This is a genomic window from Sphingomonas sp. R647, assembly GCF_020177055.1.
GTDB lineage: Bacteria > Pseudomonadota > Alphaproteobacteria > Sphingomonadales > Sphingomonadaceae > Sphingomonas.
The window spans coordinates 570,556-587,968 of sequence record NZ_JAIQXT010000001.1; the positions used below are offsets into that span (position 1 = coordinate 570,556).

At 66.5% G+C, this 17,413-nt stretch carries 16 protein-coding genes; 11 read left to right on the top strand and 5 right to left on the bottom strand.

Annotated features, from left to right (window positions below; all coding sequences use genetic code 11):
* The first annotated feature begins 6 nt into the window (after positions 1 to 6).
* Both K9B35_RS02645 and K9B35_RS02650 read left to right on the top strand, forming a co-directional pair.
* The gene (locus K9B35_RS02645; protein WP_224920248.1) at positions 7 to 1,584 is read left to right on the top strand and encodes a DHA2 family efflux MFS transporter permease subunit; all 1,578 of its coding nucleotides are present in this window, start codon (positions 7 to 9) and stop codon (positions 1,582 to 1,584) included.
* Between the two features lie 66 nt (positions 1,585 to 1,650).
* Positions 1,651 to 3,603, top strand: coding sequence for a methyl-accepting chemotaxis protein (locus K9B35_RS02650; RefSeq protein WP_224920249.1), 1,953 nt, complete (start codon positions 1,651 to 1,653; stop codon positions 3,601 to 3,603).
* Between the two features lie 17 nt (positions 3,604 to 3,620).
* Here the strand turns inward: K9B35_RS02650 and K9B35_RS02655 are convergent, their stop codons facing one another.
* On the bottom strand, positions 3,621 to 4,259 hold the full coding sequence (locus K9B35_RS02655) for a DUF2238 domain-containing protein (RefSeq protein ID WP_224920250.1): 639 nt from the start codon (positions 4,257 to 4,259) through the stop codon (positions 3,621 to 3,623).
* A gap of 10 nt (positions 4,260 to 4,269) precedes the next feature.
* Complete coding sequence (locus K9B35_RS02660) at positions 4,270 to 5,295, bottom strand: aspartate-semialdehyde dehydrogenase (protein WP_224920251.1); 1,026 nt, start codon at positions 5,293 to 5,295, stop codon at positions 4,270 to 4,272.
* 324 nt (positions 5,296 to 5,619) lie between these two features.
* On the opposite strand from K9B35_RS02660, the gene K9B35_RS02665 reads away from it, so the two are divergent.
* The 9 genes from K9B35_RS02665 to K9B35_RS02705 all read left to right on the top strand — a co-directional run bounded on the left by K9B35_RS02665 (position 5,620) and on the right by K9B35_RS02705 (position 14,028).
* The gene (locus K9B35_RS02665; RefSeq protein WP_412103430.1) at positions 5,620 to 6,597 is read left to right on the top strand and encodes an alpha/beta hydrolase; all 978 of its coding nucleotides are present in this window, start codon (positions 5,620 to 5,622) and stop codon (positions 6,595 to 6,597) included.
* Positions 6,594 to 7,094 (top strand): RNA pyrophosphohydrolase, encoded by a 501-nt coding sequence (locus tag K9B35_RS02670; protein ID WP_224920252.1) that lies wholly within the window; start codon positions 6,594 to 6,596, stop codon positions 7,092 to 7,094. The genes K9B35_RS02665 and K9B35_RS02670 overlap by 4 nt, the downstream gene beginning before the upstream one ends.
* A 50-nt stretch (positions 7,095 to 7,144) precedes the next feature.
* On the top strand, positions 7,145 to 8,086 hold the full coding sequence (locus tag K9B35_RS02675; protein ID WP_224920253.1) for a YdiY family protein: 942 nt from the start codon (positions 7,145 to 7,147) through the stop codon (positions 8,084 to 8,086).
* A gap of 21 nt (positions 8,087 to 8,107) precedes the next feature.
* The gene (locus tag K9B35_RS02680; RefSeq protein ID WP_224920254.1) at positions 8,108 to 8,839 is read left to right on the top strand and encodes a hypothetical protein; all 732 of its coding nucleotides are present in this window, start codon (positions 8,108 to 8,110) and stop codon (positions 8,837 to 8,839) included.
* A gap of 80 nt (positions 8,840 to 8,919) precedes the next feature.
* Entirely contained in the window at positions 8,920 to 10,125 is a 1,206-nt protein-coding gene (locus K9B35_RS02685) for a hydrolase (protein WP_224920255.1), read from the top strand.
* Complete coding sequence (locus tag K9B35_RS02690) at positions 10,122 to 11,132, top strand: arginine N-succinyltransferase (RefSeq protein WP_224920256.1); 1,011 nt, start codon at positions 10,122 to 10,124, stop codon at positions 11,130 to 11,132. The genes K9B35_RS02685 and K9B35_RS02690 overlap by 4 nt, the downstream gene beginning before the upstream one ends.
* On the top strand, positions 11,119 to 12,378 hold the full coding sequence (locus K9B35_RS02695; protein WP_224920257.1) for an N-succinylarginine dihydrolase: 1,260 nt from the start codon (positions 11,119 to 11,121) through the stop codon (positions 12,376 to 12,378). The genes K9B35_RS02690 and K9B35_RS02695 overlap by 14 nt, the downstream gene beginning before the upstream one ends.
* Positions 12,379 to 12,453: 75 nt before the next feature.
* Entirely contained in the window at positions 12,454 to 12,669 is a 216-nt protein-coding gene (locus K9B35_RS02700; RefSeq protein WP_224920258.1) for a hypothetical protein, read from the top strand.
* A 51-nt stretch (positions 12,670 to 12,720) separates the two neighbouring features.
* The gene (locus K9B35_RS02705) at positions 12,721 to 14,028 is read left to right on the top strand and encodes an ATP-binding protein (RefSeq protein WP_224920259.1); all 1,308 of its coding nucleotides are present in this window, start codon (positions 12,721 to 12,723) and stop codon (positions 14,026 to 14,028) included.
* 111 nt (positions 14,029 to 14,139) lie between these two features.
* Here the strand turns inward: K9B35_RS02705 and K9B35_RS02710 are convergent, their stop codons facing one another.
* From K9B35_RS02710 to K9B35_RS02720, 3 genes are all read right to left on the bottom strand, one after another.
* Complete coding sequence (locus tag K9B35_RS02710) at positions 14,140 to 16,149, bottom strand: acetyl/propionyl/methylcrotonyl-CoA carboxylase subunit alpha (protein ID WP_224920260.1); 2,010 nt, start codon at positions 16,147 to 16,149, stop codon at positions 14,140 to 14,142.
* 8 nt (positions 16,150 to 16,157) lie between these two features.
* Positions 16,158 to 17,048 (bottom strand): alpha/beta hydrolase, encoded by an 891-nt coding sequence (locus K9B35_RS02715; RefSeq protein ID WP_224920261.1) that lies wholly within the window; start codon positions 17,046 to 17,048, stop codon positions 16,158 to 16,160.
* Between the two features lie 116 nt (positions 17,049 to 17,164).
* On the bottom strand, positions 17,165 to 17,386 hold the full coding sequence (locus K9B35_RS02720; protein ID WP_224920262.1) for a hypothetical protein: 222 nt from the start codon (positions 17,384 to 17,386) through the stop codon (positions 17,165 to 17,167).
* Positions 17,387 to 17,413 lie beyond the last annotated feature (27 nt).

Genomic DNA, 17,413 nt, shown 5'->3' on the forward strand with positions numbered 1-17,413 from the left:
CGCCCGATGGCCAGCGCCGCCTCCCCCGCCGCCACCCCTGCCGCACCCCCGGCAGGCGAAGCCGCGCTGCCCGTGCGCAACAAGGGGCTGCTGACGTTCGGCGTGATGCTGGCGACGATCATGCAGATCCTCGACACCACCATCGCCAATGTCGCGCTGCCGCATATGCAGACTTCGCTCGGCGCAACGGCGGACACGATCACCTGGGTGTTGACCAGCTACATCGTCGCCTCGGCCATCGCGATCCCGATCACCGGCTGGGTTTCAGACCGGATCGGCTCGCGCAACCTGTTCCTGATCTCCACCATTGGCTTCATCATCGCCTCTGCGCTGTGCGGCGCGGCGCAGAGCCTTGAGCAGATGGTCCTGTTCCGCGTGCTTCAGGGGATTGCGGCGGCGTTCATGAACCCGCTCAGCCAGACCGTGATGCTCGACATCAACCGCCCACAGGATCAGCCAAAAGCGATGGCGGTGTGGGGGATGGGCATCATGATCGGCCCGATCCTCGGCCCCGTGCTCGGCGGCTGGCTGACCGAGAATTTCAACTGGCGCTGGGTGTTTTACGTCAATCTGCCGCTTGGGCTGATCTGCCTCGTCATCCTGTGGTGGCTGTTGCCCAGCCGCCCGGTGCGCAAGCGCGCGTTCGACGTATTCGGCTTCTCGCTGCTTGCGGTGGGGATCGGCGCGCTTCAGCTGATGCTCGATCGGGGACAGCATGCCGACTGGTTCTCATCCCCTGAAATCTGGATCGAGACGCTGATCGCGGGGACCGCGCTGTGGATGTTCATCGTCCATATGGCGACCGGCAAGAACCCGATGTTCGAACGCAGCCTGTGGAAGAACCGCAACCTCGTCACCGCGCTCGCCTTCATGCTCGTGGTCGGCGTGGTGATGATGGCGACGATGGCGCTGCTCCCACCGATGCTCCAGACGCTCTATGGCTATCCGGTGGTCGATACCGGCCTGTTGCTGATGCCGCGCGGCGTCGGCGTACTGATCACGATGGGGCTGTCGGCGCGGCTGGTCGCGCGCGGAGTCGATCCGCGACTGCTGGTCGGCACCGGCTTCGCGCTTGCCGCCTGGTCGCTGTGGGACATGACCAGCTGGACGCTGCAGATGGGGTCGCCCCCCTTCATCGTTTCGGGCTTCGTGCAGGGCCTTGGCATGGGGATGATCTTCATGCCGCTCAACGGCATGGCCTTTGCCACCCTGCCCGCGCACCAGCGAACCGAAGCGGCGAGCCTGACCAACCTCTCGCGCAATATCGGTGCGTCGATCGGCATCTCGCTGGTGACGACGATCCTCGCGCGCGGGACCCAGGTCAGCCATGCCGACCTCGCCCCGCACATCACTGCCGAGCGGCTCCAGACACTCGACCCCGGCCTGCTCGCCAATCTCGGCGGCCAGACCGATACACTGCTGGCGATGGCGAATGCCGAAGTGACGCGACAGGCGGCGATGATCGCCTATCTCAACGACTTCCACGCGATGATGATCGTCACCGCAGCGTCGATCCCGCTGGTGCTGTTCCTCAAGCGTCCAAAGGCCCGGATCGCAAACGATCCGGCGGCAGCAGGCCACTGACGACCGGATGCCCGGCGAGCGTTCTATAGTTGACCGAACCAGATCGATTTCTGCCGAGGTCCCGCTATGCTCAGCCGTCTCAAGCTCGCGACAAAGATCACCCTTCTATCCTGCCTCGCGATGCTTGCGCTCGCCGCCGCGCTGGTGGTCACGACGCAATGGGCGCTCAATCAGGACATGCAGGCGCGGGCGACCGAGCGGCAAGAGACGAACATGGGCGTCGCACAGGACGTGCTGAGCCGCTACGGCAAGACCTTCTCGGTCGATGGCGACCGCATGCTGCTCGACGGGCGCCCGCTCAACGGGTTCAACGATCCGGTCGACAAGGTGAAGAAACTGGTCGGCGGCACCGCGACGATTTTCCTTGGCGACACCCGCATCGCGACCAATGTGGTCAAGGACGATGGCAGCCGCGCGGTCGGCACCAAACTCGCCCCCGGCCCGGTGTTCGATGCGGTGCTGCGCGACGGCAAGCCCTATCGCGGTCAGGCCGAGATTCTCGGCAAGGAATATTTCACCGCCTATGACCCGATCCGCGACGCATCGGGCAAGACGATCGGCATCCTGTATGTCGGCATCCCGGTCGAGGATGTCGCGGGGAGCGCGTCCGGGCTGGTCATGATGCTCGAGGAAATCGGCCTCGCCGCGCTGCTGATCGGCTGCGCGCTGCAATTCTATATCTGCCGACGCCTGTTTGCGCCGATCACCGCGATGATCGCCTCGATGCGCCGTCTCGCCGAGGGCGATACCAACACCGAGATCGTCGGCGCACACCGCCAGGACGAACTTGGCGAGATGGCGCGCGCCCTCGCCGTCCTTCAGGAAGCATCCGCCGCCCGCGCCGCCGCCGAGGCTGAAATCGCGCGCAACAAGGAAGCGCTCGACAAGGTCGTCCGCGCGCTCGGCGACGGGCTGAAGCGCGTGGCGCAGGGCAAGCTGACCCATGGCATCGACGCCGAATTCGACCCGCAATATGCCGCGCTGCGCACCGACTTCAACTCGGCCGTCGTCGCGCTGCAGGGGCTGGTCGGCGCGGTGATCGAATCGACCGTGGCGATCAAGGCCGGCACCGGCGAAATCTCCTTCGCCGCCGACGACCTCGCGCGCCGCTCCGAAAGCAACGCCGCCAGCATCGAAGAAACCACCGCCGCGATTGCTCAAATCAACGGCCGGCTCGAGTTGATGGCCCGCGCCGCGCAAGACGTAGTGTCGCGCGCCGAAGAGGCCGGCAGCGTCGTCGAGGAAGGCCGCACCACTGCGGAACGCGCCGTCGCGACCATGGGCCGCGTCAGCGAAAGCGCGCGCGGGATCGACGATGTCATCGAGGGCCTCGACAAGATCGCCTTCCAGACCCGCGTCCTCGCGATGAACGCCGCCGTCGAAGCCGGCCGCGCTGGCGAAGCCGGCCGTGGTTTTGCCGTCGTCGCAGACCTCGTTTCCGCCCTCGCGATGCGCGCCGAGGAAGAGGCGAAGCGCGCCCGCGAGCAGCTGACGCTGACCCAGGACGAAGTCGCCGTTGCGGTTGATGCGGTGCGCAGCGTCGACGGCGCGCTGGCACGGATCGTCGACACGGTCGGCACCGTCAACGGACTGGTCGCAACGATGGCGACCGACAACAGCTCCCAGTCCGCTGCGATGATCCAGATCGCCGCCGCCGTCGGCACGATGGACCAGTCGACTCAACAGAACGCAGCGATGGTCGAGGAAACCTCCGCTGCGGCGCGCGGCCTGCTCGCTCAGGTCAACGCGCTGGCGGATCAGGCGTCGCAGTTCGACGCCGGGCAGCAGGCGCCCGCCCTGTCCGCGCGTCCCAAGCCCGTCGCGCCACGGGCCCCCGCGCCGGCACCCGCCGCGATTGCGCAGCCCGCTCAGCAGCCGCCCGCACGCCCCAAGCCGGTGCGCGCAAAGGTCGCAGCGAAGCCCAAGGCCGCGCCGCTGGTCCGCCCGACGCTGCCAATCGCGACGAACGGATCCGGTGCCGCTGCCGCAGCGGCGATCGACGACTGGGACGAGTTCTGACGTTCGGCTAGCGCCACTCAGGCGGGCGGCGACGGAGCCGCGTTGGTGCGCGGCCCCGTGAACCCGGCAGCAAGCGCCACCAGCGCACCCAACAGCGCCAGTGCCATATCCTTGAGCGCATCGAACATGTCGCCCTGCTGCCCATTATACTGGTCCGCCGCCTCCGGGCTGAGACCCAGCGTCAGCATCCATTCGAAAATCTCGTAGAACGCACCGATCGCCAGCACCGCGAGCAGCATGAACATCACCGCCATCCGCCGCGTCAGCCCGGCATGGCGCATCCCGACCTCGACCAGCGGCAGCGCAACGCACAGGCCGGATACGAAATGCACCAGCCGGTCGAACATGTTGCGCTGAAACCCGAACGCGGCATCGATGCTGACGCCGAATGCCGCCTGCCCCCAAGCGTCATAGGGCACACTGCTATAGGTCCAGCGTGCCGCGAATAGATGGAGCAGCACGAAGCCGCAGGCCCAGCCGACGCTCGCGTTGCGCATCGGCCAGCGCCGCAACGCCCACCACGCCAGCGGCACGCCGGCCACGACCGGCCCGACCTGTAACCAGGTATTGGGCGGATAGGCCGCCCCCACCGCGCTCAGCGGGACGCCCGCAAGGCATGCGAGCAGCCACCAGCGTTGCGCGGCGGGGAGGCCCATTTGCGGGCGCTCAGCCCTTCTTCAGATGGCGGCGACCGAGCAACTCGGCGATCTGCACCGCGTTCAGCGCCGCGCCCTTGCGCAGATTGTCGCTGACGCACCAGAAAGCGAGGCCGTTCTCGACCGTCGAATCCTCACGCACCCGGCTGACGAAGGTCGCATAATCGCCGACGCACTCGACCGGAGTGATGTAGCCGCCATCCTCGCGCTTATCGATCAGCATGATCCCCGGCGCCTCACGCAGGATGCTCTGCGCGTCCTCTGCCGACAGCTCGCGCTCCAGCTCGACATGCACCGCCTCGGAATGACCGACGAACACTGGTACGCGCACGCAGGTCGCGATCACCTTGACCTTGGGGTCGAGGATCTTCTTGGTCTCGACCACCATCTTCCACTCTTCCTTGGTCGAACCGTCGTCGAGGAAGCTGTCGATATGCGGGATCACGTTGAACGCGATCTGCTTGGTGAACTTCTTCGCTTCCGCGCTGTCGCCGACGAAGATGTTGCGCGACTGCTCGAACAGCTCGTCCATCCCCTCTTTGCCCGCGCCAGACACCGACTGATAGGTCGCGACGACGACGCGCTTGACCGTCGCGGCATCGTGCAGCGGCTTGAGCGCAACCACCATCTGCGCGGTCGAGCAGTTCGGATTGGCGATGATGTTCTTGGCCTTGTAGCCGTCGATCGCCTCCGGGTTCACTTCCGGCACGATCAGCGGCACGTCTGGGTCCATGCGGTACAGCGAGCTGTTGTCGATCACCGTGCAGCCGGCCTTGGCGAAGCGCGGGGCGTGGATCTTCGTCGCCTCGCTCCCGATCGCGAACAGCGCCATGTCCCAGCCGGTCGGATCGAAATGCTCGATATTCTGGATCTTATACTGTTTCCCGGTCTCGCCGAAATCGACCATGTCGCCGGTCGAGCGCGCGCTGGCGAGCACGGCCAGCTCGTCGATCGGAAATTCGCGCTCCGCCAGAATGGCGAGCATCTCGCGCCCGACATTGCCGGTGGCGCCTGCGACTACGACACGGTAACCCATCAATAGACCCTTTCATGCGGTCGAGCCGCCCGGAACACGGGCAGGCACATAGTCATTCTTCGGTGGGAAGTCAGCGGGCCGTGAGCGGCGCGCCGATGGAAATGTTTCGCGGCAGATACCCGGACCCGCGCGACCGGCCTTCAGCGGCGGGTCGCGGTCCGGGTGGTGATAATGGGCCGTTTTCGAAACATGCCGCGCCGTTAGCATCACTGTTGCGCACAGGACAGCGAAATTCTTCTTTAGTTGCGGCAAAGCACGGGTTGCGCGGGTGGACGCCCATGCGTTGCCTCGCCTATGACCCGGCACATAAGAGGAGACCCGATCTTGGCCGACCATTTCGTCCGTCCCGACACCCGCGCCTTTCTCGACATGCTCGCCGCGATGCCGGAAATGCCGTGGCCGCCGCAGCCCGCCGCCTATCGCGCGCAATATCTGGCGATGAAGGATATGGTCGACCTGCCGCAGGGTGAGCTGGCGACGGTCAAGGATCTGACCATCCCCGGCCCCGCCGGTCCGATCCCCGCCCGCCTGTTCGACGTGCGCGAAAGCCGCGAGCCGGGGCCGGTCGTGCTGTTCTTCCACGGCGGCGGCTTCGTCATCGGCAATATCGACAGCCATGCGAGCTTCACCGCGGAAATGAGCCGCATGCTCGACCTGCCCGTGGTCTCGGTCGACTATCGTCTGGCCCCCGAAAGCCCCTGGCCCGCAGCATCCGACGATTGCGAGGCAGCGGCACGCTGGGTCGCGTCCAACCCGGCCGAACTCGGCCGCGCGGTCACCGCGATCGCACTCGCCGGCGACAGCGCGGGCGGCCAGATCGCTGCCGTGGCCGCGATCGACCTGCGCGACGCTCCTGCCGCAGTGCCGGTGATCGGCCAGCTGCTGATCTACCCCGCCGCCGATTTCGGTGGCGACTATGCCTCCGCCGATCATTTCGCGGAGGGCTATCTGCTCACGGCCAAGGGCATGGACTGGTTCAACGAATGCTACGGCCCGGACTTCGATCACCCGCGCGCGTCGCCGATGCGCCATGCGACGCTGGAGGGGCTTCCCCCCGCGCTGGTCATCACCGCCAGCCTCGACCCGATCCGCGATCAGGGCCGCGCCTATGTCGGCGCGCTGGCCGCCGCCGGCGTCCCGGTCATCTTCCGCGAGGCGGTGGGCAATATCCACGGTTTCATCACGCTGCGTCGCGCGATCCCGTCCGCTCAGGGTGACGTTGCTGGCATGCTCGTCGCGTTCCGCACATTGCTGACCGAGGCCGAGGCAAACCGCGTGATGGCGCAGGCTTCGGCGGAATGACCAGCTTCGCCCATCTCCCCTACCGCCCCTGCGCGGGCGTGATGCTGCTCAACGCCGACGGCCTGGTGTTCGTCGGCCAGCGGCTCGATTCGACGCTGGAGGCATGGCAGATGCCACAGGGCGGGATCGACCCGGGCGAAGACCCGCTCGACGCCGCCTATCGCGAATTGTGGGAGGAAACCGGCGTCGTCCGCGAGCATGTCGAACTGCTCGCCGCGCCCGAGATCGAGCTGGAATATGACCTGCCCGATGATCTGGTCGGCAAGGTGTGGAAGGGCAAATGGCGTGGCCAGCGTCAGCGCTGGTTCCTGTTCCGCCTCAACGCCGGTGACGACGTGATCGACATCGCCACCGCCGAACCCGAATTCCGCGCGTGGCGATGGATCGACCCGCGCGAGCTGCCTGAGGTGATCGTGCCGTTCAAGCGGACGCTTTACATCGACATCCTGCGCATCTTTGCCGAGCCGCTGGGCATCGCAGAGCCGGGAGAAGCATAATGCTGCACCGCACTCGATCTTTGGGCGAAAATCGGGTAGTAACCGGTTACATGCGTAGCTCCCTGCTCCTTCTGCTCGCCGCCCCGCTGCTGCTCGCCAACGCCGATGTGACGGCTTCGACTGCACCGGAAACGCCTCCGCCGCCCAACCAGTCGGTCGAACGCTCGTCGGAGGTCAAAGCGATGCTCGACGCCGCGATGAAGGCAGGCGACGAGGGCGCGGTCAACGCGATCGTCAAATATGCCAAGGCCGCCGACAAGGAACGCGCCGCGCAGTTCGAATCCACCGCCAGCGCATGGAAGCGCGAGCGCCGTGAGGCAGCCGAACGCCGCCTGCGCGAGGCCAAGTTCCTCGATCTGGTCAAGGGCCGCGCCGAATTGGGCGGCTATTTCACCACCGGCAATACTGAAACCCTCGGTCTGACCGGCATCCTCGACCTCAAGCGTGAGGCGCTGCGCTGGCGGCACAAGTTCCGCGTGCAGGCCGATTATCAGGAAAGCCTCGGCCAGACGGTGCGCGAACGCTATCTCGCCGCCTATGAACCGAACTGGAAGATCGACGACCGCGCCTATGTCTATGGCGCGGCGCAGTTCGAAAGCGACCGCTTCCTCGGCTTCGACGAACGCTACGCCATCTCGGCCGGGGCCGGCTATTCCGCGGTGAAATCGCCCGCGCTGACGCTCGACCTCGAAATCGGCCCGGCATTCCGTTACACCGACTTCGTGACCGCGCCGACCGAGCGCCAGATCGCCGCGCGTGGCAAACTCGACCTCGACTGGAAGCTGAGCAAGGGCGTGACCTTCAGCCAGGACGCGTCGGCGTTCGTCGAGCAGCAGAACAGCACGATTACCGGCAAAACGGCGCTGCGCGTCAAGCTGTTCGGCCCGTTCTCGACCCAGATGTCCTATGCGGTGAACTATGAAAGCGCGCCGCCCAATGGCCGCAAGTCGACCGACACAACGACCCGCGCGTCGCTGCTGGTGGATTTCTAACCGCAGGAGGAGGCCAGGCCGATGGCGCGCTGTGTCCTGTGTCGCTTGCTTCAGAGCGTCGCACGCGCTGAGTCTGACCAGCTCTACGCGGCCGTCTGGTCAGCCAGCGCCGACTGGGAGGCGCGCTTCACCGACGAGCACGGCTTTTGGCCGGATGAAACCGACGAGAACGCGGAACTGATCCACCGCGCCAGAGCTTTGCAGGGCGCTGATCCCGCGGCAGCGCTGGCGCTGTACCGCATAGCGGCGGATCAGGGCTCGCCAGAGGCGCTTGAGCTTGTCGCGTGGCATCATCAGACCGGAACGGTCGTAGCAGCCGACCCCAATCTGGCTGCGGAGTGGCTTCGTCGCGCGATCGCTGCCGGCGCGTGGCGGGCTACGATCGTCTATGCCCGGCACCTCGATGCACTTGGACACTCTGACCCTGCCGATGAGCTGCTTCAGGACGGAATTGACGCGGGCTTCGCTCCAGCCTTTTTCTGGCTTGGCTATTTGCGTGCACGCAGAGACCCGACAAACGCCACTCGACGCGCAGTCCAGCCGCTGGTCGAACATGCTGCAGCACGCGGTCACCCGCTTGCCGAATGGACCGTCGCGCGATGGATGGCGCGCGGCAATTTGGGCATCGGAAACATTGTCGCTGGTCTGCGGCGGCTGTTCGCACTGTCCGGACAGCTCAGGCGCGGGCCCGAAGCAGGTCAGCCTGCCAAGCCGACCGCAGGCTCCGGGACAATCGCCCCCACCTCTCGGTGAAATTGCGGCATGTAGTAACGCCTGATACTTTTCCAACGCCGGGGGTTCACCCGCCGCGTGTCAGCCGATACACCCGGTGCATGGGGCTGAATACAACCGAAGCCGCCGCCGTCGAAGCGGCCCGCGCCGCGCCGATGCTGGCGCAGGTCGAACAGTGGGTCGCGGTCAATAGCGGCACGCGCAATCTGACCGGGCTGGCCACGATGGCAGGCCTGCTCGCCGACGCCTTTGCCGCGCTGCCCGGCGACCTCACACTGGTCGAACCCGCGCCGGTCGAGATGGTCGATACCAGCGGCACCGTCCAGTCGCTGGCACATGGCCGCCATTTGCACCTGCGCGTACGACCGCAAGCGCCGGTGCAGATGCTGTTCACCGGCCATATGGACACGGTGTTTCCAGCCGATCACCCCTTCCAGAGCGCGACCTGGCTGCCCGACGGCATCCTCAACGCCCCCGGCGCGGCGGACATGAAGGGCGGCCTGTCCCTAATGCTCGCCGCCCTGCGCGCGGTCGAAGCGACCCCGGCGGCGGCGCGCGTCGGCTATGAAGTGGTGATCAACTCCGACGAGGAAACCGGCTCCTTCGCCTCCGCCGCGCTGATCGCACAGGCCGCGCAGGGCAAGGTCGCCGCGCTCACCTACGAACCCGCGCTCCCCGACGGCACGCTGGCGGGCGCACGCGGCGGGACCGGCAACTTCTCGATCGTCGTTCGGGGCAAGAGCGCGCACGCTGGACGCAACCCGCGCGACGGCCGCAACGCGCTGGTCGCCGCCGCCGATCTCGCGCTGCGTCTGTCACAGCTGATGACCGACGACCTGTCGGTGAACCCGGCGCGGATCGAGGGCGGCGGGCCGAACAATGTCGTGCCCGACCTTGCCATCCTGCGCGTCAATTTCCGCCCCGCCTCACCCGACGCCATCCAGCGCGCCGGGGCAGCCGTCCACGCCCTCGCCGACGCCATTGCCGCCGAACACGACGTGTCGGTCCACGTCCATGGCGGGTTCAACCGCCCGCCCAAACCGCTCGACCCGGGTGCCGAGCGGCTGTTCGGTCTGGTCAAGCAGGCCGGCGCCGATCTCGATATCCCGGTCGCGTGGAAGGCGACCGGCGGCGTGTGCGACGGCAACAACATCGCCGCATGCGGCGTCCCCGTCGTTGACACGATGGGCGCGCGCGGCGGCGCCATTCATTCGCAGGAGGAATTTCTGATCCCCGACAGCCTGCCCGAACGTGCCGCCCTATCGGCACTCACCATCCTGCGCATCATCGAAAAGGGCCGCGTATGACCTTCATCATCCGCCCCGCCCGCGCCGACGACCTTCAGCACCTCTATGAGATGGCCAAGCTGACCGGCGGCGGCTTCACCAACCTGCCCCCCGAAAAGCCCGCGCTCAAGACCAAGCTGGAGCGCAGCGCCGAAGCCTTCGCGCGCACCGACGACGCGAAGAAGGACGAGCTGTTCGTCCTCGTCCTCGAAAACACCGCGACGCAGGAAGTGCGCGGCACCTGCCAGATCTTCACCCAGGTCGGCCAGCGCTGGCCCTTCTATTCCTATCGCATGGGCACGGTGACCAAGCATAGCGAGGCGCTCAACCGCACTTTCCGCGCCGAAATCCTCAATCTGGTCAACGATCTGGAGGGAGCGAGCGAGGTCGGCGGGCTGTTCCTACACCCGGGTGAGCGCGCCGGGGGATTGGGCATGCTGCTCGCGCGCAGCCGCTATCTGTTCATCGCGATGCACCGCGCGCGCTTCGCCGACCGCATCCTCGCCGAGTTGCGCGGCGTGATCGACGAAGCCGGCGGATCGCCCTTCTGGGACGGTGTCGCCGGACGCTTCTTCGGGATGAGCTTCCAGCAGGCAGACGAGTTCAACGCGATCCACGGCAACCAGTTCATCGCCGACCTGATGCCCCGCCACCCGGTCTATACCGCGATGCTCACCGAACACGCCCGCAGCGTGATCGGCGTCCCCCACCCCTCCGGCCGCGCGGCGATGCGGATGCTCGAGCATGAAGGCTTCGCGTTCGAGAATTACATCGACATCTTCGACGGCGGCCCGACCATGACCGCACGGACCGACCATGTCATGACGATCCGCGACTGCCGGACTCAGCCAGTGGCGGACATCGCCCCGGGCGGGGACGCGAGCATCATCGCGCGCGGCACGCTCGCCGAGTTCCGCGCCTGTCATGGCCGGATTACGCGCGGCGGCGGCGGCGTAACGCTCGATCCCGCCGCCGCCGCTTTGCTCGACGTCGCGGCGGGACAGGACGTGTGCCATGCCCCGCGTTGAGATCAACTTCGACGGGATCATCGGCCCCAGCCACAATTACGCCGGCCTCAGCCACGGCAACCTCGCCGCCACCCGTAATCAGGGCGCAGTATCGCAACCCCGCGCCGCCGCGCTTCAGGGGATCGCGAAGATGCGCGCCAACCTGTCGCTCGGGCTGACCCAGGGGATTCTGCTGCCCCATGCCCGCCCCGACCATCGCTGGCTGGACACGCTGGCGACGACCTATGCCGAAGCCGCGCCGCACGTTCAGGCACAGGCGCTCTCGGCGTCGGCCATGTGGGCCGCCAACGCCGCCACCGTCTCCCCCGCCGCTGACACCGCCGATGGCCGCTGTCACCTCAGCGTCGCCAACCTCGTGACGATGCCGCATCGCAGCCATGAATGGCCCGAGACGCTCGCCCAGCTCCGCCTCGCCTTCGCGCACGATGCCTTCCGCGTCCACGGCCCAGTCCCCGCCCCGTTCGGCGACGAAGGCGCGGCCAATCACATGCGGCTAGCCCCCGACCATGACGCGCCCGGCGTCGAAGTCTTCGTCTATGGCGTCAGCGGCGGCCCCTTCCCCGCGCGCCAGCATCGCGAAGCCAGCGCGGCGGTCGCCCGCCGCCACTGCCTCGACCCCGAACGCACCCTGTTCGTCCAGCAGTCGGTCGAAGCCATCGCCGCCGGCGCCTTCCACAATGACGTCGTTGCAGTCGCCAACGCCAATGTCCTGTTCGCGCACGAACTGGCGTTCGCCGACAAGGCCGCCTTCTACGCCGACCTTCGCCGCCTGATGCCCCGCGTCGAGATTGTGGAAGTACCCGCAACGGAGGTCAGCCTCGCGGACGCGATCAGCTCCTATCTGTTCAATGCCCAGCTGGTGACGCTGCCGGGCGGCGAGACCGGCCTCATCCTCCCCACCGAAGCCCGCGATACCCCAAGCGTCTGGAGCTGGCTCCAGCGCCATGTCGCTGGCAACGGCCCGATCCGCCATCTGGAGGTGGTCGATGTACGCGAGTCGATGGCCAATGGCGGCGGCCCCGCCTGTCTGCGCCTGCGCGTCGTCGCCGACCCCGCGACTGTCGATCCTCGGTTCCTGGTCGACCCCACCAAACTCGATCGCATCGCCGCAGTGATCGACGCGCACTGGCCAGAACGGATCGCGCAGGATGAGATCAGCGACCCCGCGCTCATCGCCCGCATCGCCACCGCACGGACCGCGCTGCTCGACCTGCTCGGCATCGACCCCGCCGCCCTGTCGGGTTAATTGACAGGTAACCATAGCCGTTAACGCGAAACCGGCCATTTCCGCACTTGGCCTGTCTCTTGCTTAACACTTGCTATGCTGTCACGCGTCAAACGCCTCTTCACCATCAAGACGAGATTCGAGGCGTTTGCCGTGATCTACGGCCTTGGGGTCGGGGCGGTCGATCGCGGCATTCACTATCTGGAGCAATATCCCGGCATCGGCGGCTGGCTGCTGTTCGCACTCTGCCCGATCGCGGTGTTCATGGCGGGCGCGCGGATCATCGATTCGCTCGATGCGGGGATCGAATAGGAAGTTTCGGGGACTCGTCTGCCGGGGGGCGGACTGTGTGGGGAGACGAAGGTGCGGTTGTTTCGGGGCATGTTCACGGCACTCGCGGCTCAGGCATTGCTGATCGTCGCGGTCGGCGGCGGCTTTCTGTTGTGGAACGTCTATTCCAGCAGTGAGCGGCTGCTACGCAATCGCGACGCCGAGCATCTGGAGACCTTTGCCGCGCTCGCCGGTGAAGCGGCGGCGGCAGGCAAGCCGTTCGACCGGATCATCGCCGATCTCGACCGCCGCGACCCGATCATCCTTGGCAACCGCGTCGCGATCGTCGGCGCGGGCGACCGCCTGCTCGGCGGCGCCACGGCCGGGCCAGCGCTGGTCGAACGCCCGGTCGTGGTCGATGGCCGCACCATCGCCCGCGCCCGCATCATCCGCCCTCCCCAGCTGACCGACCGCGACCGCACGCTGATGCGCGATCACTATATCGGCATCGGCGCGATCCTCGCCGGCATTCTCGCAGTCCTGCTCGGTGCCGCCTATTGGCTCGCCGGCCGCTGGTCGCGACCCCAGCGCGAGCTGCTGCGGCTGAGCCATGAAGTCGCCGATGGCGATGGCGACATCCATTTCGACGAGACCGGCCCGCGTGAGATCGTCGGCACGATGCGCAACCTCCGCCGCATCGCCAACCGGTTCGAACGGATCGAGACCGCGCGCCGCACCTGGCTGGTGATGATCGCCGAAGAACTGCGCGAACCGATCGCCTCACTCGGCGGCCATCTGTCGGAGCTTCAGGAAGCGCTGACCGCGGAACCGGAGTTCAAGGCGGCGATCGAGGCCGACCAGAACCGCCTCGCCCGCATGGCGGAAGATCTCCACGCCGTCGCGCTCGCCGATCTCGGCCGCCTGCCGCTGCGCTTCGCCGATGTCGATCCGCGCGCGCTGATCCACAACACGATCTGGAGCCATGGCAAGCGCGCCGAAGCATCAGGCGTGCGGCTCGAAACCAGCAGCCTGCCGCCCTACACCATCCTGGTGAAATGGGACGCCGAGCGGATCGAGCAGCTGTTCGGCGCGCTGATCGAAAACAGCATGCGCTACGTCCCGCGCGGCGGACGCATCGTGCTGGGCCTCGAAAGCCAGAAAGACGCCTGGCGCCTGATCGTCGACGACAATGCACCGGGCATCGATGTCGAACTCGCCCAGCAGCTGTTCGAACCCTTCTACCGCGCCAATGCCAAGGACACGCCCGGCGGATCGGGCCTCAGCCTCGCCACCGCCCGTGCGATCGTCGAGGGGCATCACGGCCGGATCGAAGCCAGCAACTCCCCGATCGGCGGCCTGCGCATCACCGTTGTCCTGCCCGCATCCCCGCCGATGGCGTAAGGCCTTCTCTTAGCCCCTCCCGCCTTCGCGGGAGGGGTTGGGGAGGGTCTTCTTCTTCTTCTTCTTCTTCTTCTTCTTCCTGATCCCCCGGCCGGCCTCGACCCGCACCCCTCACTCAAACTCCAAGATCGCGGCATCCACCGCCAGGCTCTCGCCCGCGGCGAAGTTGATCGCCTTGACCACGCCCGCTTTCTCGGCGCGCAGGATATTCTCCATCTTCATCGCCTCGACCACCGCCAGCGGCTGCCCGGCCTCGACCTTCTCACCCTCGCCCACCTCGATCCGCGTCAGCAGCCCCGGCATCGGCGCGAGCAGGAAACGGCTCATATCTGGCGGGATCTTCTCGATCATATGGCGGGCAAGTTCGGAGACGCGTGGGGGAAGGACCGTCACCTTGTGTGTCGCCCCGCGCGTCGTCAGCGTCCAGCCGGCCCGCGTCCGTGCAACCCGCACCGCGAGCGCAGCATCGCCCGAACGCGCCACCGCCAGCCGATCCCCCGGCGACCATTCGACGTCACCGGCAATCGCGACGCCATCGACCACCGCGCCATCGCCCACCGTCACTGCATGGTCGACACCGCCGATCCGTACGACCCAGTCGCACGACGTTGCCGGATTTGCTCCCAACTGCCCCGAAATCTGCGCTGCGCGCTCCGCCTGCCGCCAATGCACCGCCGCCGCCACCGCAGCGAGCTGTCGGGTCAGGTCCACATCAGCAGGAGCACCGTCAAACCCATCGGGATATTCCTCCGCGATAAACCCGGTGGTCAGCGCGCCTGAGCGAAACCGCGGATGCTGCATCAGCGCGGAGAGGAAATCGACATTATGGCCAAGCCCGTCGATCTCGAACGCATCGAGCGCCGCGACCTGCAAGTCCGCCGCCTCGTCGCGGGTGTTGCCCCAGGTGATCAGCTTGGCGATCATCGGATCATAGAACATGCTGACCTCGCCGCCCTCGGCAACGCCATCGTCGACGCGGACATACCCGTCGCCACCGACAGCGCCATAGGGCGTCTCCTGCGCCGCCGGCGGGGCATACCGCACCAGCCGCCCGGTGCTGGGCAGGAACCCGCGATACGGATCCTCGGCATAAACCCGGTTCTCGATCGCCCAGCCGGTCAGCTTGACCTCATCCTGCGTGAACGCCAGCCGCTCGCCCGCCGCGACCCGGATCATCTGCTCGACCAAATCGAGCCCCGTAATCGCCTCGGTCACCGGATGCTCGACCTGCAGACGGGTGTTCATCTCGAGGAAGTAGAACCCCTCCCCGGTCTTGTCCGCACCCGAAACGATCAGCTCGACCGTCCCGGCGCTGTAATACCCCACCGCCCGCGCCAGCGCGACCGCCTGCTCGCCCATCTTGCGGCGCATCTCGGGCGTGACGAAGGGCGACGGCGCTTCCTCGACCACCTTCTGGTGCCGCCGCTGAATCGAACATTCGCGCTCGCCCAGATAGACGATGTTGCCATGCTGGTCGCCGATCAGCTGTATCTCGATATGGCGCGGCTGTTCGATGAACTTCTCGATGAACACGCGATCGTCGCCGAACGACGCCAGCCCCTCGCGCTTGGTCGCCTCAAAGCCTTCGCGAACGTCCTGCTCGCTCCACGCCAGCCGCATTCCCTTGCCGCCGCCGCCGGCCGATGCCTTCATCATCACGGGATAGCCGATGTCCGACGCGATCTTCACCGCCTCATCGGTATCGGCGATCTCGCCCAGATAGCCGGGGACGACATTGACCCCCGCCGCCTTGGCGAGCTTCTTGGACTCGATCTTGTCGCCCATCGCCGCGATCGCATTAGCCGGCGGCCCGACAAAGGCGATCCCCGCCTCCGCACACGCCTTGGCAAAACTCTCGCGCTCGGACAGGAAGCCATAGCCCGGATGAATCGCGTCCGCGCCAGTAGCCTTGGCCGCCGCCAGGATCAGGTCAGCCTTGAGATAGCTCTCCGCCGCCGGCGCCGGCCCCAGCCGCACCGCCTCATCCGCCATCAACACATGCGGCGCGCGCGCATCCGCGTCGGAATAGACCGCAACCGTCGCGATCCCCATCCGCTTGGCGGTGCGGAACACGCGACACGCGATCTCACCACGATTGGCGACCAGGATTTTCTTGAACATTGCAGCCCCTATTGGCTCGATTGCGGAAAAAGCTGACGCAGCGCCGCAAGCGCAGCCCCATGATAGATTGTCGCGTGGGTCTCGTCGGGACGCGGCGCATAGGTCCAGGCGAGCGCAGCTGGCGCCTTGTCCTTGAGCAGCGCGGCAAAGGGCGCGACGCCCATCCCCTGCTCATTCGCAACGGTCAGCCACAACCGCCCATGCGCCTTCGGCAACAGCGCGGGCGCGGCCTTCACCAGCGCCTCATTGTCCCACCACAGGCTGGGGCTGATCGCGATCCAGTCGTCGAACAGATCGGGCGCGCGCAGCATCGTCTCAACCACGAACAGTCCGGCGAGCGATTCCCCGATCAGCGCATCCTCGCCGCTAGTGCGATAGCTCTTCTCGACCCATGGCTTCAGCTCGGCGGCGATGAAACGGCGAAAGCGTTCGGACTGGCCCGCCGTCGGATAATCGGCCTTCAGCTTGGCATCGGTCGCGATCGGGAAGGCCAGCTCGTTTCGCCGATCGACGCTTTCGATCCCCACCACGATCATGTCGCGCGTCGTACCGACAATCGTGCCGAGTTGGGCAAGGCCTGAGATATGGTGGAAATCCTGCTCGATCCCGCCGTCAAGCACATAGAGCACAGGGTAGAGCTGGCTTCCCTGCGCATAGCCCGGCGGCAACCAGACGTTGATCGTCCGTACACCGCCCATGACGGCGGAGGGCAGCTTGTACGACTGGCCGATGACGATGGGGGTCGGCATGCCCTGCGCCAGCACCGGCAACGGCAGCAGCAGCATCAGAACAGCGAGCAGCAAGCGGCTCAACACGGTCGCCAGCAACATGCGCTCGGCGGCGCGGAACACGCCTCCCGTAATTTCTCGACGATTGGCCATCGGGATCGTCTTGAACACCCTTCACTCCCCTCCCGCCTGCGGGAGGGGCCGGGGGAGGGCCTGTCCGCGCGCGGTGCAATTCGTTATGAGGGACAGGCCCTCCCCTAACCCCTCCCGCAAGCGGGAGGGGGATTTCAGTCAAGTTCTCGCCGGAGCAGCCAAGTTCTGGCCGTTTGGTAAATCAAATGGATGGCGATCGGTACGCTGAGCCACCCCGCCAAGCTGAGATAGGCAGCCCAGATCGGCCAGATTGCTCCATCCCCTTCGCACCAAGGGAAACCTTTGCAGTCACCATCGCTGCTGACGAGCAGTTCGATGCCAAAGGGCAGCCATCCAAAGATGAGCAGCAGGCCCACAAGACATCCCACGACCCGGAGAGCGAG